18 protein-coding genes and 2 pseudogenes are annotated in these 22,776 nt (G+C 63.5%); 7 read left to right on the forward strand and 13 right to left on the reverse strand.

Annotated elements, in window-relative coordinates; all coding sequences use genetic code 11:
- Window positions 1-118: 118 nt before the first annotated feature.
- Window positions 119-1,048: a threonine/serine dehydratase gene (locus AC6CH8_RS22420; protein WP_420179218.1), complete on the reverse strand. Its 930-nt coding sequence runs from the start codon at window positions 1,046-1,048 to the stop codon at window positions 119-121.
- A gap of 77 nt (window positions 1,049-1,125) precedes the next feature.
- Here AC6CH8_RS22420 and AC6CH8_RS22425 point away from each other — a divergent pair, with 77 nt between their 5' ends.
- Both AC6CH8_RS22425 and AC6CH8_RS22430 read left to right on the forward strand, forming a co-directional pair.
- A complete protein-coding gene (locus AC6CH8_RS22425) occupies window positions 1,126-1,569 on the forward strand; it encodes a GNAT family N-acetyltransferase (protein ID WP_178995732.1) in 444 nt (147 codons plus the stop codon).
- Between the two features lie 72 nt (window positions 1,570-1,641).
- Window positions 1,642-2,862, forward strand: coding sequence for an FG-GAP repeat domain-containing protein (locus AC6CH8_RS22430; protein WP_498192420.1), 1,221 nt, complete (start codon window positions 1,642-1,644; stop codon window positions 2,860-2,862).
- Between the two features lie 5 nt (window positions 2,863-2,867).
- Here AC6CH8_RS22430 and AC6CH8_RS22435 read toward each other — a convergent pair whose 3' ends face one another.
- The 8 genes and pseudogenes from AC6CH8_RS22435 to AC6CH8_RS22470 form a co-directional block, all read right to left on the reverse strand.
- The gene (locus AC6CH8_RS22435; protein WP_498192421.1) at window positions 2,868-3,029 is read right to left on the reverse strand and encodes a hypothetical protein; all 162 of its coding nucleotides are present in this window, start codon (window positions 3,027-3,029) and stop codon (window positions 2,868-2,870) included.
- A complete protein-coding gene (locus AC6CH8_RS22440) occupies window positions 3,029-4,372 on the reverse strand; it encodes an NtaA/DmoA family FMN-dependent monooxygenase (RefSeq protein ID WP_498192422.1) in 1,344 nt (447 codons plus the stop codon). Before AC6CH8_RS22440 ends, AC6CH8_RS22435 begins: the two co-directional genes overlap by 1 nt.
- Window positions 4,373-4,381: 9 nt before the next feature.
- Window positions 4,382-5,449 (reverse strand): LLM class flavin-dependent oxidoreductase, encoded by a 1,068-nt coding sequence (locus AC6CH8_RS22445; RefSeq protein WP_498192423.1) that lies wholly within the window; start codon window positions 5,447-5,449, stop codon window positions 4,382-4,384.
- On the reverse strand, window positions 5,446-6,039 hold the full coding sequence (locus AC6CH8_RS22450; protein ID WP_498192432.1) for a DUF1684 domain-containing protein: 594 nt from the start codon (window positions 6,037-6,039) through the stop codon (window positions 5,446-5,448). The genes AC6CH8_RS22445 and AC6CH8_RS22450 overlap by 4 nt, the downstream gene beginning before the upstream one ends.
- 132 nt (window positions 6,040-6,171) lie before the next feature.
- Window positions 6,172-7,074, reverse strand: a pseudogene (locus tag AC6CH8_RS22455) (LLM class flavin-dependent oxidoreductase); the annotation flags it as partial.
- Window positions 7,071-8,051 carry an ABC transporter substrate-binding protein gene (locus tag AC6CH8_RS22460; RefSeq protein ID WP_498192424.1) on the reverse strand — a complete coding sequence of 327 codons (981 nt, stop codon included), beginning with the start codon at window positions 8,049-8,051 and terminating at the stop codon, window positions 7,071-7,073. The gene AC6CH8_RS22460 and the pseudogene AC6CH8_RS22455, both read right to left, overlap by 4 nt.
- Window positions 8,052-8,059: 8 nt before the next feature.
- Entirely contained in the window at window positions 8,060-8,965 is a 906-nt protein-coding gene (locus AC6CH8_RS22465; RefSeq protein WP_498192425.1) for an amino acid ABC transporter ATP-binding protein, read from the reverse strand.
- Complete coding sequence (locus AC6CH8_RS22470; RefSeq protein WP_498192426.1) at window positions 8,962-9,927, reverse strand: amino acid ABC transporter permease; 966 nt, start codon at window positions 9,925-9,927, stop codon at window positions 8,962-8,964. The genes AC6CH8_RS22465 and AC6CH8_RS22470 overlap by 4 nt, the downstream gene beginning before the upstream one ends.
- 288 nt (window positions 9,928-10,215) lie before the next feature.
- On the opposite strand from AC6CH8_RS22470, the gene AC6CH8_RS22475 reads away from it, so the two are divergent.
- From AC6CH8_RS22475 to AC6CH8_RS22490, 4 genes are all read left to right on the forward strand, one after another.
- Entirely contained in the window at window positions 10,216-12,192 is a 1,977-nt protein-coding gene (locus tag AC6CH8_RS22475) for an FAD/NAD(P)-binding protein (protein ID WP_498192427.1), read from the forward strand.
- A 57-nt stretch (window positions 12,193-12,249) separates the two neighbouring features.
- Window positions 12,250-12,768: a GNAT family N-acetyltransferase gene (locus AC6CH8_RS22480; RefSeq protein ID WP_498192428.1), complete on the forward strand. Its 519-nt coding sequence runs from the start codon at window positions 12,250-12,252 to the stop codon at window positions 12,766-12,768.
- A 3-nt stretch (window positions 12,769-12,771) separates the two neighbouring features.
- Window positions 12,772-14,490: a helicase HerA-like domain-containing protein gene (locus AC6CH8_RS22485; protein WP_498192429.1), complete on the forward strand. Its 1,719-nt coding sequence runs from the start codon at window positions 12,772-12,774 to the stop codon at window positions 14,488-14,490.
- A 126-nt stretch (window positions 14,491-14,616) separates the two neighbouring features.
- Window positions 14,617-15,645 (forward strand): hypothetical protein, encoded by a 1,029-nt coding sequence (locus AC6CH8_RS22490; RefSeq protein WP_178996023.1) that lies wholly within the window; start codon window positions 14,617-14,619, stop codon window positions 15,643-15,645.
- 404 nt (window positions 15,646-16,049) lie between these two features.
- On the opposite strand, the gene AC6CH8_RS22495 is transcribed toward AC6CH8_RS22490, so the two are convergent.
- The 4 genes from AC6CH8_RS22495 to AC6CH8_RS22510 all read right to left on the reverse strand — a co-directional run bounded on the left by AC6CH8_RS22495 (window position 16,050) and on the right by AC6CH8_RS22510 (window position 21,491).
- Window positions 16,050-18,023 (reverse strand): NHL domain-containing thioredoxin family protein, encoded by a 1,974-nt coding sequence (locus AC6CH8_RS22495; protein WP_364308850.1) that lies wholly within the window; start codon window positions 18,021-18,023, stop codon window positions 16,050-16,052.
- Complete coding sequence (locus tag AC6CH8_RS22500; RefSeq protein ID WP_498192430.1) at window positions 18,023-20,278, reverse strand: bifunctional copper resistance protein CopD/cytochrome c oxidase assembly protein; 2,256 nt, start codon at window positions 20,276-20,278, stop codon at window positions 18,023-18,025. Before AC6CH8_RS22500 ends, AC6CH8_RS22495 begins: the two co-directional genes overlap by 1 nt.
- A 132-nt stretch (window positions 20,279-20,410) precedes the next feature.
- The gene (locus AC6CH8_RS22505) at window positions 20,411-20,698 is read right to left on the reverse strand and encodes an HU family DNA-binding protein (RefSeq protein WP_011776355.1); all 288 of its coding nucleotides are present in this window, start codon (window positions 20,696-20,698) and stop codon (window positions 20,411-20,413) included.
- Between the two features lie 229 nt (window positions 20,699-20,927).
- A complete protein-coding gene (locus AC6CH8_RS22510; protein WP_498192431.1) occupies window positions 20,928-21,491 on the reverse strand; it encodes a GNAT family N-acetyltransferase in 564 nt (187 codons plus the stop codon).
- 203 nt (window positions 21,492-21,694) lie between these two features.
- Between AC6CH8_RS22510 and AC6CH8_RS22515 the strand changes: the two are divergent.
- Window positions 21,695-22,679 (forward strand): annotated as a pseudogene (locus AC6CH8_RS22515) (patatin-like phospholipase family protein).
- Window positions 22,680-22,776 lie beyond the last annotated feature (97 nt).

The raw sequence follows: 22,776 nt of genomic DNA on the forward strand, positions 1-22,776 counted from the left end.
CCTTAGTGCCTCATCCGAACCGACGACCGCGGCTTGACAGACATAGAAGAGTCTGAGTCGCAGCAGTGCGCGTTTTGAGAGCTCAAAACGCGCACTGCTGCGACTTACTTGGGTGCGGCTAGAAGTGCGCGGGGTCAGTGTTGGCGCCGCAGAGAATGACGGCAACGGTTTCGCCCGCTCGTGGGGTGTAGGCGCCGGACAGCAGCGCGGCGTAGGCTGCGGCTGCGCCGTGCTCCACCACGATGCGGTGCGTCTCCCACAGGGCCCTGCGGGCTTGGACAATATCCTCGTCGGTGACCAGCAGGCTTTGGACACCCGTACGCCGGGCAACTCCGAAGCCGATCTCTCCGATCCGCCGGGCTCCGAGGGAGTCCGCGGCAATCCCGGAGACTGCCACGTCCACTGGCTCGCCCTTAGCCAACGCGGTGTGCAGGGTGGGAACCGTTTCGGGTTCGACGCCCACCACGCGAGCCTTGCCCTCTACCGCCGCTGCGATGCCGCCCATCAGCCCGCCGCCGCCTACAGCAACGAGGATCGTATCGACGTCGGGCAGTTCGTCCAGGAGCTCAAGCCCGACGCCACCTGCGCCAGCCACGATCTCGGGCTGATCATAGGCATGGCAGTACACCGCCCCCTTCTCGTCGGCGAAGCGGATCGCAGCGGCATAAGCCTCTGCGTACTCAGCGCCGCCTTGGACTACCTTCGCGCCACTTGCGTAGAGCTTGTGGACCTTGTTTGCCGGAGCCGATTCTGGAACGAAAACTGTTGCAGGGACTCCCAGCTTGGCTGCGGCGTAAGCGTTGGCAAGGCCGGCGTTGCCACCGGAAGCCACCACGATGCCCACCTCCGGATTGAGCTCCCCGCTTTCCTTCGCCGTGAGCAGGCGGTTGAAGGCGCCACGGGCCTTGAAGGAGCCCGTGTGCTGCATATACTCGCACTTGAACCACAGGTGGTACGGTTCCTGGTTGCCACTCTCGGCCAGCGGCGTATGGCGAACCCAGCCGGCTGTCCGTGAGTACGCTGCTTCTACTTCTTCGCGTGTGACCATCGTGGCTGCACCTTTCGTCCGTTTCATCCTATGGTTTTCGTGGGCGGCCTCGAACTGGGCGGCATAGGCTTGATGGCATGTCCGCTGACTTTGTCCTCCGCCCCTCTGTAGCCACCGACGCCGCCTGGATTGCCGAACTGCGCGCTGTAGTGATGCGCCCGGACCTTGAGCGGTTGCAGCGTTTCGATCCTGTGCGGGTCCGCGAGCGCTTCTTGAACGGCTTCCAGCCCGAACATACGTACGTCATTCATTCGGACGGCGTAGATGCAGGTGTGATCGCTATCCGACCTGAGCCGGACAGCCGGTGGATCGAACACTTCTATGTGGCTCCCGCGCATCAGGGCAGAGGCCTGGGCAGTGCCGTGCTTCACCACGTATTGTCGGCTTCCTTGGACGAACGCCCGTTCCGTTTGAACGTGCTTCAGGGCAGCGCCGCCCGTCGCCTGTATGAACGTCACGGCTTTGTGCTGGAATCCGAGGACCCCATCGATGTGTTCATGGTGGCCCCCGTCAACCCCTGACCTCACGGACGGAAGTGCGGTAGCCTCAGCACACACCACGCGGCAACGACGCGATACTTTCCGGGGGGAAAAATGGGGATCTTTCGATCGCGCTCGTTGAGGCGCTCTGTCACGACCGTAATGGCGGTAGGACTCCTGGGTTCCGGGCTGCCGGTGGCCGGGCTGCTCGGGGCCGGCCCAGCCACAGCAGCGTCCCAGCCGACACCGTACATCGACGGCGTCCCTTACGTCGGTTCTGAAATGAGACGCCAGTACAACTACGACTACTGGGGCTGCAGGAACCCCGACGGTTCCGGGGACGCGATTACCTTGGAATGGTTGCGCAATGGTCAACCACTCCCCGCCGAGCGCCAAGGTGAAACCCTGCGTGTCCTCCCTGAGGACCAGGGCAGCCGCATCTCCTTGAGGGTTTATCCGCTGACACCCGGCGAGCCAGGCTGCCCCACCGGGTCACAGTTGAGCGCAGAGACCAAAGCCATCAAGGCCTCCAGCCGTGCCATGGGTTGGACCGGCCGCGGCAACTTTGAGCCCCTCGCCCGCACGCATGATGGCCGGCTCATCCTGTACCCGCGGACCTACACCTACTACAAAGGCATGTGCGAGGGTCCGTGCCCGGTCTATTTCGGTTCCTGGGATGAGCCCCGGCAGGTGGGGGCGGGCTGGAACATGTTCAACATCGTCTTCTCCCCCGGGGATTTCGATGGCGACGGATTCAACGATCTGCTCGCCAGGAACACATCCGGCCAGCTATTCCTGTACCCGGGAGATGGCGACGGCGGCTGGCTTCCAACCCGGCAAGTCGGTGCCGGCTGGAACGTCTTCGACTCGATCCTGGGACCCGGAGATTTCAATGGCGACGGCACCAACGACGTCCTGGCGCGGAACGCGGCCGGCGATCTGTTCCTGTACCCGGGCAATGGAAACGGCGGTTGGTTCGCCCCGTCCAAGGTGGGTTGGGGTTGGCAGATCATGAACAAGATCATCCCTGGCGGCGACATGAACGGTGACGGCACGGTGGAAATCTTCGGCCGGGACCATAGTGGTGGCCTTCAGCTGTACTCCGCCGACGGTCAGGGCGGCTGGGGCGCCCAAGCGTTCATGGGGGGTGGCTGGAACGACTTCCAGGATGTGGCGGGGCTGGGCAGTTACGCCCATCAGAAATACAACAACCTTGCCGCCGTCAATGGCAACGGCGACCTTGTCCTCTATTCCACGGGCGCCATGACCACCGGCCTCTACGGGCCCCAAGGGCCGGTTGGCAGCGGCTGGAACGTGTTCCGGGAACTCCTCTAGCACCGCTAAAGCGCCTGCCCCCACACCGTCAGCTGCAAGCTGACCGTTCCGCGCGAAACGTCGACGACGGCGGCACTCGAGCCGCCGCCGTCGGGCCCTGTCCCGCGTCGGCCCGGCAGTAAGCCAAGCCGACGCAGCAAGTTCTTCAGCAGGCGTTCTGCCCTCATCAGACGTGCACCGAATCTTCGGACCGCACCGGCGTCTCGAGTCCCAGGTTTTCGCGGAGCGTAGTGCCCCGGTATTCCGTCGGGTAGACGCCGCGTTCCTGGAGCTCGGGCACCAAGTGGTTCACGATGTCGTCCAAACCCGTGGGGATGAGCCATGGCGAGATGTTGAATCCATCCACGGCGCCCACCCGGGCGTATTCGGCGAGGTGGTCGGCCACAGCCGTGTAGGAACCGGTAAAAGTGGCGTCGATGCGTGCCGTCTTGGAGGTGACGAACTGGCGGATGGAGAGGCCCTTGTCCTTGGCTTCGGCTCTCCACTGATCAGCAAGCTGGCGGGCCTTGGCGCCATGGAAGCCGCTGCCGCGGGTTTCGGAAGTTTCCTCCACCGCGGGATCGATCTCCGGAAGAGGGCCATCGGGATCGTAGGACGAGAGTTCGCGGCCCCAGAACTGTTCCAGATAAGCAATGGCCTGCTGCGGACCGATCTGCAGGCTCCGCACCCAGGCCTTCTTCTCCTGGGCTTCCTGGTCCGTGGCGGCGAGGATGAACTCGCTTGCCGGCATGATCTGCACGGCGTTGGCACCGCGGCCGGCTGCGATGGAGCGTGCCACGATGTCGCGACGGAACTCCACGGCGTCGTCGAATTTGGGGTGGGCGGAGAAGATCACGTCTGCCTGGCGGGCTGCGAAGTCACGGCCATCCGGTGAATCGCCGGCCTGGAAGAGCACGGGGCGGTACTGGGCGCTACGCGGCAGGCGCGGAGTGACGTCAACGGTGTAGTGCTGGCCTTCGTGAAGTACTCGCCGCGCAGGTCCGGTGGGGGTTTCCCATGAGTCCCAGATACGTTTGGCGGTTTCCACGAACGCTTCTGCATGCTTGTAACGGTCAGCATGGTCCAGGTAGCCACCGCGGCGGAAGTTCGCACCCGTCCAGGCGTTGTCTGTGGTGACGATGTTCCACGCGGCCCGGCCACCGGAGATCAGGTCCAGGGATGACAAGCGATGTGCGAGGTCCGCGGGGTCGTTGTACGTGGTGTTCTGCGTAGCCACCAAGCCGATGTTCCTGGTGACTGCTGCCAATGCGGCAAGCATGGTCTGGGCGTCGGGCCGGCCCACAACATCGAGCGCGTGGGGACGCCCAAGATGTTCGCGGAGGCGGAGCCCTTCACCCAGGAAGAAGGCTGCGAACTTGCCTCGCTCCGCGGTCTGGGCGATGTGGCGGAACGACTCGAAGTCCGTCTGCGAGCCCGCTTGGGGTGCTTTCCAGATGGTGCCGGAGTTGACGCCCTGGAAGAAGATTCCAAACTGGATCTGGCCGCTTGGCTGGAAAATGTGGCGTGTCATGGTGTTCCCCTACTTTCCGGCGGCGACAGTAGCCGCGGCAGTGGTCGAATAGCGGTTCTCCGCCGGAGCAAGGCCCAGCACATTACGGAACGTGCCGTCCTGGATGGGCGCCCTCAGTGAACCTCGGCGGCGCAGCTCCGGGAGCACAAGCCGTGAAAGTTCTTCCAGCTCAACGTCCAGGGTGGCCGGGTGGATTCGAACGCCGTCGGCTTCCCTGAGGAGCGAGTCGAGCAGGTCGGTGAGACCCGCAGCAGAGCCGACAAACCGCGCCTGTCCGGTCTCCCCTGCGGCTCCGGAACGCGAAGCCGCAGCCTGCCCACGCGCGTCCAGGACGACGTCGAGCTCTGCAACAATCGCTACCGAGGAACCAAGCCGCGCCCGCACGTCGCGGATTTCGGCAGCGAGCAGCTCCGGCGTCGGCGCGGTCACCAGCACGGCGTCCACCGCCTCTACCGGCACTAAGCCCTCCCCCACCAGCGATGCCACGGCCAACACGGGCAACTGACCCTGCAACGGCCGGGGAATGATGGAAGGGCCTTTCACCGAATAGGCCGGTCCTGCAAAGTCCGCGGGAGTTTCGAAGTCCGCGTAGTGCAGCTTGTCGACGTCGATATAACGCCCGGTGGCAACGTCGCGGATCACGGCGTCGTCCTCCCAGGAGTCCCACAACCTCCGGCTAACCTCGATGGACGCCGCTGCTTCCTGTGCCAGCGCCTCGCCCTGGACAAAAGAGCGTCCGACGGCGGCAGCAGCCTCGGGTGACTCTGCCGCGGTCGCGATCCACCCGGCCCGGCCGCCCGCCACGTAGTCCAGGCTCGCGAGCTGAGTGGAGACGTGGAAAGGCTCCGTATAGACGGTATCCACCTCGGGGACCACGGCGATGGTCCGGGTCACTGGTCCGGCGAAAGCCGCACGCTGCAGGGCGTTGACCCTTCCGGCGTCCGGCGTGTCCTTGAAGGTTGCCACGTGGAAACCGGCCGACTCGGCCGCGAGTACGGCGGAGGCAATGTTCCCATACCCCGCGTCGTCGAGTTCAATGGCAAGGAATCCGGCCTTGCGCTCTTCGAAGGTGCTCACTGCTGGTCCTGACGTTCGTAGGGAATCTTCTCGCCCGCTTCGATAGCCACCGGAAGACGGTTTTCCGCGGGCGGCAACGGGCAGGTGGCAAGGTCGGTGTAGGCGCACGGCAGGTTGACGGCTCTGTTGAAGTCGAGCTGCACGGAGCCGTCGGCGGCGGGCACCACGGAGAGTGAGCGGTTGGCCGCGTAGGTGGTCTTGCCGGAGGTTTGGTCCGTGAACAGCACGGACAGCGAACCCGGTGCGTGGCCGTTGAACGCCGTCAGCGCCAGTTCCTCACCGGCCAGTTTGAAACGAATCTCGCCGGGAGCTTCGTAGACGTGTTGGATGCCCTCGACGGCGGCACCCACCGTGGTGGGGCGCGGAGCCTCGAACGGGACGAACGTACCGGCGGCAACGCGTACGACGTCGTCGTCCGCACTCCAGCTGCCGGGCACGCCTTCCAGCGGCGTTGCCTCGTTGCTAAGCCAATGCCGGTGGGTCACGGCGAGGAAACCGTGCGGGTGGGCACGGTGCCGCTCATGGGCGTCGGGTTCGGTGGCTCCGGCGAATTCTGGTCGGCCGCCAAAGGGATCGCTGGCTTCCCACAGGCTGCTCGGCGCAGAAGCCCGGACGGCCGGAATGACCTCCAGCGCGAAGCGCTCCAGGATATCCAGCTGCTGTTCGAAAGGCAGCGTGGTGGGCAAGGAGATCGACTGAAGGTCGTGTTGATACAGGGAGTGGTAGCTGAGGATCTTGTCGATCACTTGCTCCGGGCTGCCCACAAGTGCGGGCCCTTCGGCTACTGCGTGCCCGATATCCCTGAACGGCGAGTTGTTGCCGGGGACGTTCCGGCTGGCGGTCAGCCCTTCATAAACAGGCCCGTACTGACGGATGGCTTCCTGAGTGGTGTCCGCGATGAAAACACCTCCGGCGCCACTGCCCGCGCCGAGGTATTGGTGTCGCGGATCGTGCCCGTGACGCTCGTACTCTTCGCGGTAATGGTCGATCAAGACCTTGTAGTTTCCGCGGGGCTGGATGGCGTTGGCCGTAAACAGTGGGTCACCCCATTTGGCGGCGAGCGCAGCGGACGTCAGGGTTGTAGCCGAGCCGTGCCAAATCCGCGGCGACCCCGCAAAGGGGCGGGGCGTCGTCGTGGTTGGCTCGGTGAGCGGTGACCTGAAGCGGCCGGACCAAGTGACGCTTTCCTTGCGCCACAGGGTGCGGAGGAGCGTGTACTTCTCGGCCAGGAGGTCCCATTGGTCGTCCAGGGACAGCCCGAAGAGCGGGTACTGCAGGACTTCGTTGCCTTTGCCGATCACCAGTTCCAAACGGCCCCGGCTCATTTGGTCGATGGTGGCGTAATCTTCGGCCACGCGCACCGGGTCAAGCACAGAGAGCACGGTGACCCCTGTTTGGAGCCGGATTCGGCTGGTTACAGCGGCAATCGCGGCGAGTACCGTCGTCGGGGATGACGAAACGAACTCGCCTGCGTGGCGTTCCCCTACGGAGAAGCTGTCGAAGCCGAGTTTCTCGGCACGGCGGGCTGTCTCCACCACCTGGTTCAATCGGTCAGCGGTGGAGACGATCTCCCCCGTGACCGGGTTCTTCACGTGGGGAATGATGTCCAGGACTTGGAACTTCATTTGCCGGTCCCGAACGTGGCCTCTGTGACCGTCTTGGATTCCGGGATGGCTTCTTCGGAGAGCCCCCACCGTTCCAGGACCTTGCCGTAGGAGCCGTCCTTGATGGTGGAGTTCAGGGCATCGGTGATGGCCGGAGCCAGCCCGTTGCCCTTGAGGGTGGTGGCGGCAACGAGCGTTTCTGCAGGCCATCCGGCGTTGACCTTGCCCACTACCTTGAGGTCGTCACGCGTGTTCTCCCGGTAGGTCACCGAGGGGAACGGTGCCAGGTTCAGGTCCGTGCGGCCCGAGGAGAGCGCCAGGATGGTGTCGGCGTCAGAGGAGTAGTACTGCAGTGTGGCCGGCGCCTTGCCCTTGGCTTCGAGTTCCTTGTTCCAGGCCAGGAGGATCTTCTCCTGGTTGGTGCCCGAGCCCACGGAGATCTTCAAGCCGGAGATGTCGTCAGAACCCTTGATGTCGTACGTGGAGCTCTTCTTCGCTTCGAAGCCCATGTAGGCAGCCCGGTAGGTTGAGAAATCGAACAGCTTCACGCGGGCGGCGTTGATGCCTACGTTGGAGAAGACTGCCTCGAAATCACCTGACTGGGTCTTCAGCGGCCAGTTCTCCCACGATGTCACCTGAAGATCCAGCTCCAGCCCGAGTTTGTCGGCCACAAGCTGGGCGATGTCCACTTCGACACCGATCGGCGTCTTGTCGTCGGTCGCGTGGAAGGACAGCGGGATTGAACCAGCTGTGGTGGCAACGGTCAGCTTGCCGTCCTTGGCGATGGCTTCGGGAACGGCTCCCGCCGCAGCAGCGTCTTTCTCGGCGTGGATGCGGTTCTGGTCCACTGACGTGTTGTAGACGATCCCGTTCTTGGCAGCCTCGGACTCCGGTTGGGCTGCCGACGCCCCAGGATCGGAGCACCCGGCCAGCACTGGAAGCACGACGGCGGGAAGTACAGCGAGTGCCAGGAGCTTGGTCTTTGTAGTGCGAAGCATGGGATGTCCTAGATGTTGAAAGCTGGTTCGATGACTTTGGAGAAGAAACTGCGGGTGCGTTCCTCGCGGGGGTTGGCGAAGATCTCCTGAGGAGTGCCGGACTCGACGATCTGGCCCTGGTCCATGAACACCACGGTGTCCGCGACATCCCTGGCGAAGCCCATCTCGTGCGTCACCACAATGAGCGTGGTGCCGGACTTGGCGAGTTCACGGATGACGTCCAGGACTTCGTTGACGAGCTCCGGGTCCAGCGCCGAGGTTGGCTCGTCGAAGAGCAGGATTTTGGGATCAAGTGCCAGCGCCCGGGCAATCGCGACCCTCTGCTGCTGGCCGCCGGAAAGCTGTCGAGGGTAAGCGTCGGCGCGATCCTTCAGGCCCACTCTGTCCAAGAGCTCAAGACCGCGTTTACGGGCTTCGGCCTTGGACCGCTTCTGAGCCACGATGGGCGCCTCGATGACGTTCTCCAAGGCAGTGAGGTGCGGGAACAGGTTGAAGCTCTGAAACACCATGCCAATATGGGTGCGCTGCTTGAGGATGTCCTTCTCACGAAGCTCGTGAAGCTTGTTGCCGCGGACCTCGTAGCCCACCAGTTCGCCGTCGATGGTGATGTAACCGCCGTCGACTTTTTCCAAGTGGTTGATAGTGCGCAACAGGGTGGACTTCCCGGAGCCGGAGGGTCCGACGATCACGGCAACGCCTCCGGGCGGCACTGACAACGAGACGCCTTTGAGGACCTCGGTAGCGCCGAAGGATTTCCGGACGTTGGTGATGTCCACCTGACCGCGGGTTGCTGTCCTTTCCGCCGAGGCGGGGCGTGCCGTCGTCGTGCTGGCAGGAGTGCCGGCCGGAGCGCCGGCTGAACCGCCAGTCTGGGCCGTCTTCGTGGATTCTTTGCGTGCAGCGATGATGCTCATCGGGCGTCCTTGGTGGGAGTGGCAGCAACGTGGGTGGTGAAGAACTTCCGGGCCTTCTGCAACGGCGTGAGCGGCAGGATCCGCAGGGCGCCCTTGGAGAAGTGGCGTTCAATGTAGTACTGGAAAACGCTGAGCACCGAGGTGATCACCACGTACCAGAGCGTGGCGACGAGCAGCAGCGGAAGCACTTGCTGGGTCCGGTTGTAGATGACCTGGACCGTGTAGAAGAGTTCGGAGTAGGCCAGGACGTACACAATGGAGGTGCCCTTGACCAGGCCGATGATCTCGTTGAACGCGTTGGGCAGGATAGCGCGCATGGCTTGCGGCAGCACGATCCTGGTGGACCTCTTCCACGCCGGGATACCCAAGGCGGAGGCAGCTTCCAGCTGGCCTTGGTCCACGGAGAGGATGCCGCCGCGGATAATTTCGGCGGAGTAGGCCGCCTGATTCAGGGTGAGTCCCAGGACGGCCGCGGCGAACTGGCTGATGAGCGTGGTGGTCTGTGCCTCGAAGAAGCGGACGTCCGTGAAAGGGATGCCCAGGCTGATCTTCTCGTACAGGTAACCGAGGTTGTACCAAAGCAGGAGTTGGACCAGCAGCGGCGTGGAGCGGAAGATCCAGGAGAACGTCCAGGACACCGAGACCAGCAGCGGCGAGGCGGACAGGCGCATGAGGGCCAGGATGAACCCGAGGACGAAGCCAAGGACACCGGAAATGGCTGTGAGCTTGAGTGTCTCAATGAGTCCGTTGACCACCGACTGGGCCGTGAACCATTCAGCCACCACTCCCCACTCCCAGCGCGGGTTGGTGACCAGCGACCATGCAATGGCTGCGACGCCGGCAGCAACCAGTACGGTGCCCACCCATCGCCATGGATGCCGGGCCGGAACCAGCTTGTACTCGGAGTAGTCCGGGGTGGGCGGTGACGTTTCCGCCGTGGCAGGCGGTGCGATTGCACTCATGCGCCACCTCATTTCAGATCGGTTGTTGTCTATCGGATGGCTGCCAATCTAGGGCCGCGCGAAACCCGGCAGCAAGGCGGGAATTTGCACTTCTTCACTGGACTTCGCGCGGCTTCGCAGGAGTTCGCACAGCGTCACAATTTCCTTCCCGAACCGTTAAATGAGACGTGGTTTTGCGCGTCTTAACGCTGCGTGACGTGTGGTGAACGGCGGTTACCGCCGCCTCGACCGGCAGCCTGCTTCGTCCTTAGATTGGGCATCACCAATCACTGCTTTTCAGGAGATCCCATGCCGTCACGAGTACCCGCTATCGCGTTCATCGGCGGCGGCCCGCGCACGGCCGGCGTCCTGGAACGGCTCGCGGCCAACCGTCCCGCACTGTTCCACGGTCCCCTGCACGTCCATGTCATCGAACCGCATGAACCCGGCTCCGGGAGGATCTGGCGCTATGACCAGGATCCCGGGCTACTGCTGAACTCCACGGCTGCGGACGTCACCATGTTCACGGATGCCTCGGTTGCCTGCGACGGGCCTTCGATTGACGGACCAGGGCTTTCCACGTGGGCTGCGGGGGTGCTGGATGGCAGCATCCGGGACGTTCCAGCTTTCGAGCCGCACCTGCTCGCCCAACTCCGCGCACTGACTCCCGCGTCATTCCCCACCCGGCAACTGCAGAGCAAGTACCTTGAGTGGTTCTTCCGCCGGGCCGTGAGCGCCCTTGGCCCGGACGTGACCGTGACAGTGCATCGCGACACGGCCACCGGCGTCGTGCGCTCTTCGGGCGGTGGTGCTTCAGCTGGCGGTGCTTCAGCTGCGTCGGGTGGCGAGCCCGACGACGGTGCGCACCATGTGCGGCTGGCTTCCGGCACCGAGGTGGTTGCCGACGTCGTGGTTTACGCGCTTGGCCACACCGATTCCTTGCCTGGCCCCGAATCTGCCGGACTCAGTGAGTTCGCAGCCCGGCACGGCGGGTTCCATGCGCCGCCGTCGTACACCACGGACGTGGACTACTCCGCCATTGAGCCCGGGCAGGACGTGATTGTTTCCGGTATGGGCCTCGCCTTTGTGGATCTGATGGTGCTGTTGTTCGAAGGCCGCGACGGCCGCTTTGAAGAAAGGTCCGACGGCGAACTCGAGTACGTGCCGTCCGGTGCCGAGCCGCGGGTCTGGGCCGGGTCACGACGCGGTGTGCCGTACCACTCCAAGATCTCTTCCGTTTTGCGCGGCGAGCCGATCGCCCGTCCGCGCTACTTCACGGCCGAGGCCATTGATGCCCTGCTCGCAGAGCACCAGGAACTCGACTTCCGTGCACACTTGTGGCCGTTGATCGCCAAAGATGCAGGCTACGCGTATTACCGGGAGCTGTTCACCGGCTACCCGTCGCGGGTGCTCGGGACGTGGGCCAGCTTCGAGGCGAGGTTCGACGCCGTCGATTGGTACAGCGCCGCCCGGGAAGAACTGGTGGCGTTTTCCGTGCCGGATCCTGCGCTGCGCTTGGACCTCGAAAAATTGGACCACCCGCTGAGCGGCTGCGCCTTCGCCAGCCATGAATCGGTCCAGCGCTCCGTGGCCGCCTATATCCAGAACGACCTTGACCTCCGGACCAGCCCCGACCATTCCGAGACCCTGGCCCTGTTCACCGCTTTGTTGTTCGTGTATATGGACCTGGGCCGCCTGGTCCCCCAGGAGCGGCTCAACGCGCGCTCCCAGCAGACCATCCATGGTTGGTGGCATGGCTTCTTCAGTTTCGTGGATTCGGGACCGCCGGCGCATCGGCTTCGCGAGATGCTCGCGCTGCACAGGGCCGGGCTCCTGAAGTTCCTGGGACCGGGCATGTGGGTTCGTGCTGACGACTCCGTTGGCAGGTTCGTGGCCGGGACGTTCCAGTCGCCCGTGGTGGTGGACGCGTCCGCTTTCATCGAGGCGCGGCTGCCCGCCGCTTCAGTCGAGCGTTCAGCGAATCCCGCTCTGACTGACCTGCACGACGCCGGATGGGGCACCGAACAGAGGCTCCTCACCTCCGACGGTGCCCACTCCACCGGCAAACTTCTGGTCTCCGGGAATCACGAGGTCCTGTCCCCTGTTGATACTCCTCAGAAGGGTCTGTTCGCGGTGGGCCCGTGGACGTCCGGGTGGGGCGCAGGGGCGTTCGCCCGTCCCAACACCAACGCTGCACCCTTCCGGGAGAACGACGCCCTGGCGCGACGGATCCTGTCCACGGTTGCCGCCACGCACCCAACTGAGTCGCAGTTAACGTCGTTATGAGCCCTCAAAACGACGTTAACTGCTACCTACTTGGGTTCCACCTACGAAAGGCCTGACATGACCGCAACGCCAACCCTCCCGACGTCGGGCCTTACCGTCCTCAGCCTGCCCATGCGCGATCCCCGCGTCCGCCCGCTCCTGGACGAGCTCGCCGTCGAATACGAAACGCGCTACGGCAACCTGTTCGGAACCGGCGGCGCTGCGGAGGAACTGAACAGGTACCCGGCCGAGGAATTCGAAGCTCCGCACGGGGCACTGATCATCATTCAGGAGAACGGCGAGTCCGTGGCTGGCGGCGCATTCCGCCGATACGACCAGCACACCGCCGAACTGAAGCGGATCTGGACGCACTCAGCGCATCGTCGTCGAGGTTTGGCGCGACTGGTGCTGGCCGAACTGGAAAATGAGGCTCGACAGCGGGGCTACCGGAAGCTGTACCTGACCACCGGTCCGCGCCAGCCCGAGGCGAAAAACCTCTACCTCGCCACAGGTTACAAAGCGCTGTTCGACCTCGCCGCAGACCCCGAGGACATCAAGCATCTGGCCTTCAGCAAGGATCTTGCCGTGCACAGCTAAGCTATGCGCATGGCCAACAAACCCACCGCAACAACTGCCGAAAAACTCGCCACCATCCAGCAGGGCTACACCCTGGAAGGTGCCACCATCGAGCTGGGTGCCGCGATCGTCGACGGCGAAATCCACAAAGAGGCACAGGTCCGCTTGCCACTGGCCATGATGAATCGGCATGGACTGGTTGCCGGTGCCACGGGCACCGGCAAGACGGTTACGCTGCACATGATCGCCGAACAGCTGTGCACGGCGGGTGTTCCGGTCTTCCTCGCGGACATCAAGGGTGACCTGTCAGGGTTGGCAACGCCGGCCACTGGCAGTGAAAAGCTGACGGCACGCACCTCGGCGCTGGGTCAGGAGTGGTCTGCGAAGAATTTTCCGGTTGAGTTCCTCTCGCTCGGTGGGGACGGCCACGGGATCCCCGTCCGCGCCACAATTACCTCGTTCGGCCCCATCCTGCTGTCCCGCATCACGGACCTCAACGACACCCAGGAATCCAGCCTCCAGTTGATCTTCCACTTCGCGGACAAGAACAACCTGGAGCTGATCGACCTCAAGGACCTCCGCGCCGTCATCCAGTTCCTCACCTCGGATGAAGGCAAGGCCGAACTCGCAAACCTTGGCGGACTGTCCAAGGCCACAGCCGGTGTGATCCTGCGTGAGCTGGTCACGCTGGAGGCACAGGGCATGGAGAAGTTCTTCGGCGAGCCCGAGTTCGACACCGCTGAACTCCTCCGCACCGCACCGGACGGCCGCGGCGTCATCAGCTGCTTGGAGCTGCCCACGCTCCAGACCAAGCCGCTGCTGTTCTCTACGTTCCTCATGTGGCTCCTTGCCGACCTGTTCGAGGACCTGCCCGAAGCCGGTGACCTGGACAAGCCCAAGCTCGTCTTCTTCCTTGACGAGGCGCACCTGCTGTTCAACGGCGCGTCCAAGGCCTTCCTGGAAGCCATCACCACCACCGTCCGGCTCATTCGTTCCAAGGGTGTGGGCATCTTCTTCGTCACCCAGACACCCAAGGATGTTCCGGCCGACGTCCTCGGCCAGCTGGCCAACCGCGTGCAGCATGCCCTCCGAGCCTTCACCCCGGAGGATGCCAAGGCGTTGAAGGCCACGGTGTCCACATTCCCTGTCAGCGACTACGACCTCGAAGAGACCCTCACCTCCGCTGGCATCGGCGAGGCCGTCATCACTGTGATGAACGAGAAGGGAGCACCCACCCCCGTTGCCTTGACCCGCCTCCGTGCTCCCGAGTCGGTGATGGGGCCCAGCGCTGACGAGCTCATTCGCAGCACGGTTGCTGCGTCCTCGCTGCTGGTCAAGTACGGCACCGCGGTGGACAACCTCTCCGCCTACGAAAAACTCAATGGCCAAGCAGCCGTTCCTACCGGAGACGCAGCGCCCGGGCTGCCGCCGGTGCCGGCGTCTACCTCGTCGTCTTCCGGTAATTCGCAGGCCGACATCGACGCCGAAGCCCGCCGTATTGAGGAAGAAATCCTGGGCCGTCCCAGCTCCCGGTCCTCGTCGCCTGAGTCTTTCCCTGCACCGCCTGCGCCGGTTCCAGCGCCGCAGTCTTCCCCCCAGGACGGCATGTTCGGGGACATCGCCGGCGCCCTCGGTGGAGCGCTGGGTGGCGGGCTGAAGAGCATGGTCCGATCCATGGGAACACAGCTTGGCCGCGATCTCATGCGTGGGGTCTTCGGCACGTCTTCGCGGCGTCGCCGCTAGTCCTGTTTTACTACTGTTTTGCCAGCGGAACCACGACGGCGGGCGGCAGCAGCGTCTGCTGCCAGCCGGCGTCGGGCCTTCTCCAATCGGTGGATATAAGTCGCTCCGAGGCCTTCCTGCACGGTGATAGCGGCCGCGGCAGGTAACGTAAAGGGCGTGCAGTTGAGTCAAGCTTTCGTCAAGACCGCAGCCGGATGGCTGCTCGGTCTGATGCTTGCTGCCGCCGGAGCCATCGTGTGCATCAACCTGGTGAGCTCCTCGGTGGCCAGTCCTCAACAGCCTGTCAAGGAATATCTGGAGGCCCTGCAGAAGGGTGAAGGTGAAGAAGCCCTAGGCTTGCTGCGCGCCAAAGTTCCCAGCGCGAACCCCGCCATGTTGGACGGCACAGCCTTGCAAACGGCCGCTTCCAAGATGTCCGATATCAAGGTGGGAAACCCCGAACCCCGGGGCAGCAACCGCATGGCCGTGCCGGTGGACTACACCTTGGACGGCAGCCGTCTCCACACGGAATTCCTGATGGAACGGACCGGGACCCAGTGGCTGTTCTTCGCTAAATGGGCGTTCGTGCCCACAACGCTTCCCACCATAGAAGTCACCGTGGTCAATTCCAGCGAGGCCACACTCAACGGCGTACCCGTGAACATGCCCAACGGCCGCAACAACTTTGCCGTGTTCTTCCCCGGCAAGTACGAGGCAAGCCTGAATGGCACCTACTTCGAAGCCCCTACGGCATCGGCCCTTGTTTCAACACGCGACGGCGGCCAGGCACCCCTGAACCTGCAGACACGGTCCACCGCTGCCATGAACGAGGCAGTGGCTGGCAAGGTCCGGGAATTCCTGGACACGTGCGCGGCCCAGGCCACCGAGCAACAGCGCCTGCAGCCGGACTGCCCGTTCTATCATGCAAGCAACGCCCGGGTGGTGGACGGAACCATCAAGTGGGCAATCACCGAGTACCCCAAGATCACCATTGAACCGTTCAGCGGTAAATGGGTGGTGGCTCCGCTCAACGGGAAGGCCACCCTGACTGCCCGGGAGATCAACCTTTTCACCGGGCTGGTCAACGACCTCAACGTGGAGCACGACTTCAGCTTCACCACCCAGCTGGACGTAGGGGCAGACACTGTGACCGTCACCCCCATGCTGACCTTCTGATTTTTGCCCTCGCGCTGAACTGGCCCAGCTTCCACCCCCCCTCCCGCGATCATGGCCCGTGGTGCCATGAGAGCCACCCTAAACTGGGCTGGTCCGACCACATTCGGGGCCGGCCCACGAAGAAGGACTTCACGCACATGCCGGAGCATCTTCTCCGGCGAGTACACGATGTCGTCATGGAAGAACCTCAGCACCAGCATTCCTTGCCTGATTGCTTCGTTGTCCCGCCGGCGGTCTCTCTTGAACTGACGCGGCTCCAGATGAAAAGCAAGGCACGCTCGATGCGCTGAATACTGGACAAACCACTCACCCGGGCTGGCCCGGTTTTGAACAGTCCAACGGCACGAAAAGGCCCGGGCCAACTCCTGAAGGAGTCAGACCCGGGCCATTTCAGTTTGCAAGGCTTAGTCCATGCCGCGCAGGTCCAGCACCAGTTCGGACTCACCGTCAGCCTGCAAGACTACCGGGATGCCCCAGTCCTGTTGGTAGAGATGGCAAGCAGCGTGATCGGGGATTTCGCCGTCTTCGGTCTCGGGGCCATCGCAGGCCGCCGCGCGGGCGGTGATGTGAAGGATGCCCTCGGGAACGTCAGCAGACAGTTCAAGGGTGCGCAGCAAGCCCACCGACGTGCCTCCACCGGAGACCAGCAGTTCCGGCGGCGTCGAGGAAATCTTCAGCTGTGTAGGATCGCCCCAACGGTCGTCCAGTTTCTGGCCGGTGGGGGCCTGGAAACGCACTGCGAGCTCAAGGTTCCCGGGAGTTACCGGGCTCTTGGGACGGTGAGTCTGCGATGCTCCCTCGTCCACCTGCTGGGCTTCCTTGGGAATGGGAACCAGGACCAGTTGGTGCTTGTTCGACTCCACAACTACCAGCAGCGGATCGCTGCCTTCTACCTGAACCACGACGACGTCGCTCGGCTCAGCGAGGCCCCTCGCCAAGGTGGATACAGACTTGGTGGCAGGATCGTAGCGACGAACGGCACCGTTGTAGGTATCAGCGATGGCCACGGAATTGTCCGGCAGAACCGTGACACCCAAGGGGTGCTGCAGGCGTGCTTCAGCAGCCTCGCCATCACGGAACCCGAAATCAAACAGGCCCTTGCCGATGGCGGTTTCCACGCTCACACCGGAATCGCTGACCACCAGGCGACGCAAGGAGGATGTTTCCGAGTCAGCCACCCAGATGTTGTCTTCACCATCGATGGCCAGGCCGGAGGACTGGGCGAACCAGGCTTCCTCCGCCTTGCCGTCCAGAAGGCCTTCAAGTCCGGAACCGGCAAGGATGGAAACCTCGTTGGCCAGGGGGTCGAAGGCGAAAATCTGGTGGGTTCCGGCCATGGCGATCACAACCCGCTGCAGCTTTTCGCTCCAGACCACGTCCCACGGGGAGGACAGTGAAACCTCGGTTCCCAGACCCAGCGCCCCAACATCGATCGCGTCGGCAGCGAAGTCAGCAGGGCCGCCGTCGTGGTGTTCGGACCAAGTGCCGGCGCCGGTGTCCGTCACCCGGGCAGGACCGGCGTCGAGCAGCCGCTGGACACCATTGCCGGCGAGCGTCTGAACGTAGCCGGAACTCAGGGTGACGCCGCGCAGGCGATGGTTGACGGTATCGGCAACCACCGCGTCGTAGCCGAGCTTCCACGCCAGTTCCGACGGCAGCAGGGTCACGCCCTGGGGTTCGTTGAACTGGGCGATCTCCGACTGTCCGTCGAGGTACCCCTTGGTGCCGGAGCCGATGACGCGCTCCACAGTTTCAAGATCGGGGCGGAGTTCCACCAAGCGGTGATGGCCCGAGTCCACTACCAGGTAGTTGCCGTTGGCGAGCTGAGTCGCTTTACCAGGGAAGCGCAAGGTGCCCGACGTCGGCACGGGAGCCACATACGGGCCGTTACCGCGGTGGAGGGTCCCCTTGGCTTCGTGCTCGGCCACGAGTTCCTCAAGGAGGACGGCCAAGCCGTCGGCATGGCCCTCGCCGGAGAGGTGGGCAACAATGTAGCCCTCGGGGTCAACGACCACCAGTGTGGGCCATGCGCGGGCGGTGTACGCCTTCCACGTTGCGAGTTCAGGATCGTCCAGGACAGGGTGGTGGATCTCGTAACGTTCCACGGCGGATGCCAGAGCTACGGGATCCGCTTCGTGTTCGAACTTGGGCGAATGCACGCCGACCGTCACCAGTACGTCCGAGTACTTTTCCTCAAGCGGGCGCAGCTCGTCCAGCACGTGCAGGCAGTTGATGCAGCAGAAGGTCCAAAAATCCAGCAGCACGATCTTGCCGCGCAAGGACTCGAGGTCAAGGGATTTCCCGCCCGTGTTGAGCCAGCCGCGGCCCTCCAGTTCGGAGGCCCGGACCCGGTGTTGGGTACGTACGGTTTCGCTCATCAGCGTCCTTCCAGCTTGGTGTTCGGTTCAGTTTGCCCGGCAGAGTCTGTGGTGGGGCGTTCGGCGTTGCTGCGTTCCGCCTGCGCTGTCGTGGATGCTTGGGGCGTCCTGGGTGCTTGGGTGGTGCGGTTCGCCATCTTGGCATCGCGGTCAGCGAGCCGGGCAAACATATCGTTGTAAGCACTGAGATCGGCGTCATTATTCCTGTCGGCCGCACGATCAACCCGTCGGGTCTCCCGCTCGTCCGATCGCGACCACAAGACAGCCACGCCGATTGCCACCAGCAACGTGGGAACTTCGCCGATACCCCACGCCACGGCACCGCCCAGTTGCTGGTCCCCGATGGCCGACGGACCCCAGGCCCGGCCCAGGTTGCCGAAGTAGTCAGCGGCCAGCAGCCCGGTCCCGCCCATGATGGCCACACCAAAGAATGCGTGGAAACCCATGGTGGCCAGCAATAGAAGCAGGCGCATGGGGAAGGGGGCGCGGCGGGGAAGGGGATCGCTACCGATCATGCTCAGCACAAAGATGTAGCCGGTCAGAAGGAAGTGCACGTTCATGAGCTCGTGGCCCACATGCTCGCGCATCGCCAAGCTGAACAGGTCCGAGTAATAGAACAGGACGATGGAGCCCGCGAAGTTGGCAGCGGCGAACAGCGGGTGCGTCACAATCTGCGAGAACTTGGAGTGCACAAACAGCAGCAGCCACTCGCGCAAGCCACGTGAGCCGTGGGCGCCTTCGCCCCTGGCGGGCAGGGCTCGCAAGGCAAGGGTTACGGGGGCGCCAAGGACAAGGAAGATCGGCGCCACCATGGTCAGGGCCATGTGGTCCACCATGTGCGCAGAGAAAAGGACGCGGCCGTAGACAGCGGGTGGGCCCGAGGTGATGTAAGTGAGTACCAGCAGTCCGATGATCCAGTTGACTGCCCGGAACCAGGACCATTTGTCTCCACGCCGGCGGACCTTGATGATGCCAAGGATGTAGGTGACCGCGCCGAACAGCGCCACTCCCACCCACAGCCAGTCGAAGCGCCATTCCGTGAGCCAGCGCTCCGGCGTCAGCTCGGGCGGAAGCTCGTAACCGGAGAGGATGAACGACGGCGATGCATCAGGTGCGTAGGTGGTGGGCTGGGGCGGGGCTGAGCGTCCCAACGCGACGGCGAGTCCCGACGTCGCGCCCATCACCAGAAGCTCAACCAACACAAGCTGCCACAGCACGCGGCGGGACGACATGGAGCCGTTCTTGCCAAGCTGGGGGATAACCCACTGTCGGTGCATGAAGCCGATGCCACCCAACACCAACGTGGCCAAGGACTTCGCGACGATGAGTTGACCGTACGGAGACCCGAACAGGTCCGCGGGGTTGGTCACTCGGATGGCGGCATTGATGACGCCGGAGGCAAACACGAGGACAAAGGCGAAGCCGGCAAGCGTCGAGAAGCGGCTCAGGGTCTGCTCGGTGATGTCTGGTGTGCCCTTGCTCCTGGAACCCGTGAGGATGCCGGAGAGGACCGCAAGCATGATGATGCCGCCAACCCACGTGGAGACCCCTACAAGGTGGAGCCCCAGCGAGTTGATGGCGCCTTCGTGGTCGCTGGAACTGGAGGAGTGTCCGATCAATGCGGTGGGAATGAGGCCGATCAAGGCCAGCAGCAGAGTGAACGCCAGCCCGGTCAAGGATCTCACCCCGAACAGCGCAGTGGTGACGACAGCGGCAATGATGGTGACCGCGAGCCAAGCCTTGCCGGTCTCGATGTCCGTCATGAAGTAGACCAGGGAGCGCGTAAACTCCGCGTCTCCCGAGAGCCCCTGCCCCGCGACATCTGCGTAAGTGAGTACAAGGACCGCCACCGCGGACAAAGTCCAGGCTGCGCCGGCTGCCGCAGCAACTGCCAAGGCCCGGGCGAAGGCCGGATGTTCGGGCGCGTCAGCATCCTTCTCACGGGACCGCGAGCCGCCGAGGTTCTTGGGCAGGATGCCGACGGCAAAGATCAGGCCACCAACCACTGTTGCCACTGACACGTTGTGGATTGCTTTCGCGAAAGGAAGGCCCCAACGGACCAATGCGCCTGGATCAGAAACCTGCCGGGCAGCTGAGGCGCCGGAGAAGATGAGGGCCGCCGCAAGAGTCAGGAACAGCACCGCCAGGCCGGCCAGTTGCCACGGCAAGGAAATGCCCGCGACTGTAGTGCCTCCCCGCGCTCCCGGCTTGGGAACAGGCGAAGGGGCAGTAGCGGAGCTTCTTGCTGATGGCACTTATCCATTGTCCGCTACCTGCCGCCGGGCTGCGAATCGGATAATGCGCTATGTGCATTAACTAACAGCAATAACGGCAAAGGGACGGCAACCAAAGGTTGCCGTCCCTTCAAGGCGTTCGCCGAAGAGTAGTTACTTCTTCTTGGCGACAGCAGCCTTCAGCTTGGAGCCAGCGGTCAGCTTGACGCTGTGGCCGGCTGCGATCTGGATGGTTTCGCCGGTCTGCGGGTTGCGGCCCGTGCGAGCTGCACGGTCGGTGCGCTCAACTGCGAGCCAGCCCGGGATGGTGATCTTTTCGCCGGCGGCGACAGAAGTCTCGAAAACTTCGAACAGTGCATCGAGCACGGAGTTGACTGCTGCCTGGCTGGTGCCAGCCTTGCCTGCTACCTCTGCAACGAGTTCACTACGGTTCTTAGCCATTTACGTCCTCCTGGACTCATACGTTTTTGAGCTTTCAAGCGGAATGCGAGCAAGCCACTGTTCGAAAACTTACCAGCTTGGGCTGACATGGCCAGCAAATTCCGCGTGTTTCCGCGCCTTTTTGACCAAAATCACCGGATTTTCGGGGTTTTTAGGGGTGCTTTACGCCCTTGGCGTACCCTACGGCATCGGCAGTAGGGACAGCCGCCGCCCTGCCGGGCCTCCCCGGCTAGAACAGAATGCGCTGGAATAGTACGTGGTCCTGCCACTCCCCCGCGATCTGCAGGTAGGAGGGCGCCATCCCGATCCGCTCGAAACCAGACCGCTTCAAGACGGCTTGGGAGCCCGCATTGTGGACCAGCGTAGCGGCTTGGATACGGTGCAGACAGAGCTCATTTTCGGCCATATCCACGACGGCGGCCACCGCGCCTGATGCTATGCCCTTGCCCGTCCAGGCCGCATCCACCCAGTAGCCGAGGTTGGCATTCAAGAAGGGTCCCCGGACAATCCCGGAGAGAGTGATCATCCCGATGATGCCTTTTGCTGTCGTCAACACCCAAGGCACCTCAGTGCCTTGTTCGTAGAGATTCAGTTTCGCCTGGATCACCGCCGACTGGCCTGTAGTGGTGTAGAACTCATCAGCCCGGGTTGGTTCCCACGGTGCCAGGTGCTCACGGTTTCGCCGGTAGGCAGCGGCCAGGGCGGCCGCGTCTGTGTGTTCCAGCGGGCGCAGGAGAAGCTGACCAGCCTCTTCGCCCGCTAAGACGTGGTCCAGGCTTCGGGTGAGAATCATCTCCAGACTCTACCTGCCACCATCCCGGCGATTGCGTGTGAGTCGGCTGAATGATAGTTTTCGGGTGATCGTGAACCAAGACCAGGAGGTGAGACCCATGTACGCAGTATCCATAGTGGGCGCTCCCCTGCAGTCCACGATCTCGCGACTGAGTTAGTCGCCACTGGGAGTGCCCGTCAGGCAATTCGCGAAAGGCGACTCCCATGAACACAACATCTTCTTCTCCCCTGACCTCCGCCTCGGCTTCCGACCAACCTCGGTCGCACCAGCCTCAGCTAAGGGTTGACGCCTCACACCGGGTGCCCGACGGCGAGAGGGCTCTAATCCTCGGTGGCGGCGGCTCCACCGGTAACGCGTGGCTGATCGGCGTCGTCGCTGGACTGTTCGACGCCGGGTTGGACGTGACCGCCGCGGACCTCACCGTCGGCACGTCTGCTGGATCGACGGCGGCGGCCCAGCTTGCTTGGGCAAACCCCGCCGAGCTCTTTGACGCCATCCTTGCAGCCGCTCCGACAAGACCCTCCGGCTTGGTTGATACCGTTGGGGCCACAAACTGAGCCCGGCCCGTGTCCGACCACATGGAGCGAACAGGCAAAAATCCTGGAGTCCTCTACGGATATGGCGGATATGCGCTGCAGGATGGGCGCCGCCGTAATAGACATGGCTGCAGCTATGGACGACTCCAATGCGCGGTGGCACGCAACCGTTGCAGCCCGGCTGCCTCATCAGGAGTGGCCGGAACGACTGGTGTTGCTCACAGCAGTTGATGCCGGAACCGGTGAACCTGTGGTGTTCCACCGCCATAGCGGAGTGGAATTGGTTGACGCCGTGGCGGCCAGCTGCGACAGTGGCTTCGCCTACGCTATCGGCAGCAATCAATATATCGACGGCGGCTACCGGGCCAACGCTGAGAATGCGGACCTGGCAGCCGGGTACAGCCGCGTACTGGTGCTGTCTCCGTTTGGCGGCCGGACTCGGACTCCGTTGGAGTGGGGCATGCACTTATCCGGGCAAGTCGACGAACTGCGGCGCAGCGGGAGCCTGGTTGAGACAATCTTCCCCGACAGCGAGGCGGAGCACCTGTTCGGCATCAATGCGATGGATCTGACGCTGCGGCCGGCTGCTGCCCAAGCCGGCTTCGGCCAGGGCAGGGTCCTCGCCGAGCACCTCACCGAGTTCTGGCGCTAGTGAGTGTTGCCCGGCTGAGTCTTAGCTCAGCCGGGTTTCAGCCCGGGTGAGGAACAGTGCGGTGTGGGTTTTGTTGTTAAATGCGGGAGACCCCCCG

The sequence above is a fragment of the Paenarthrobacter sp. GQ52 genome (genome assembly GCF_059759005.1).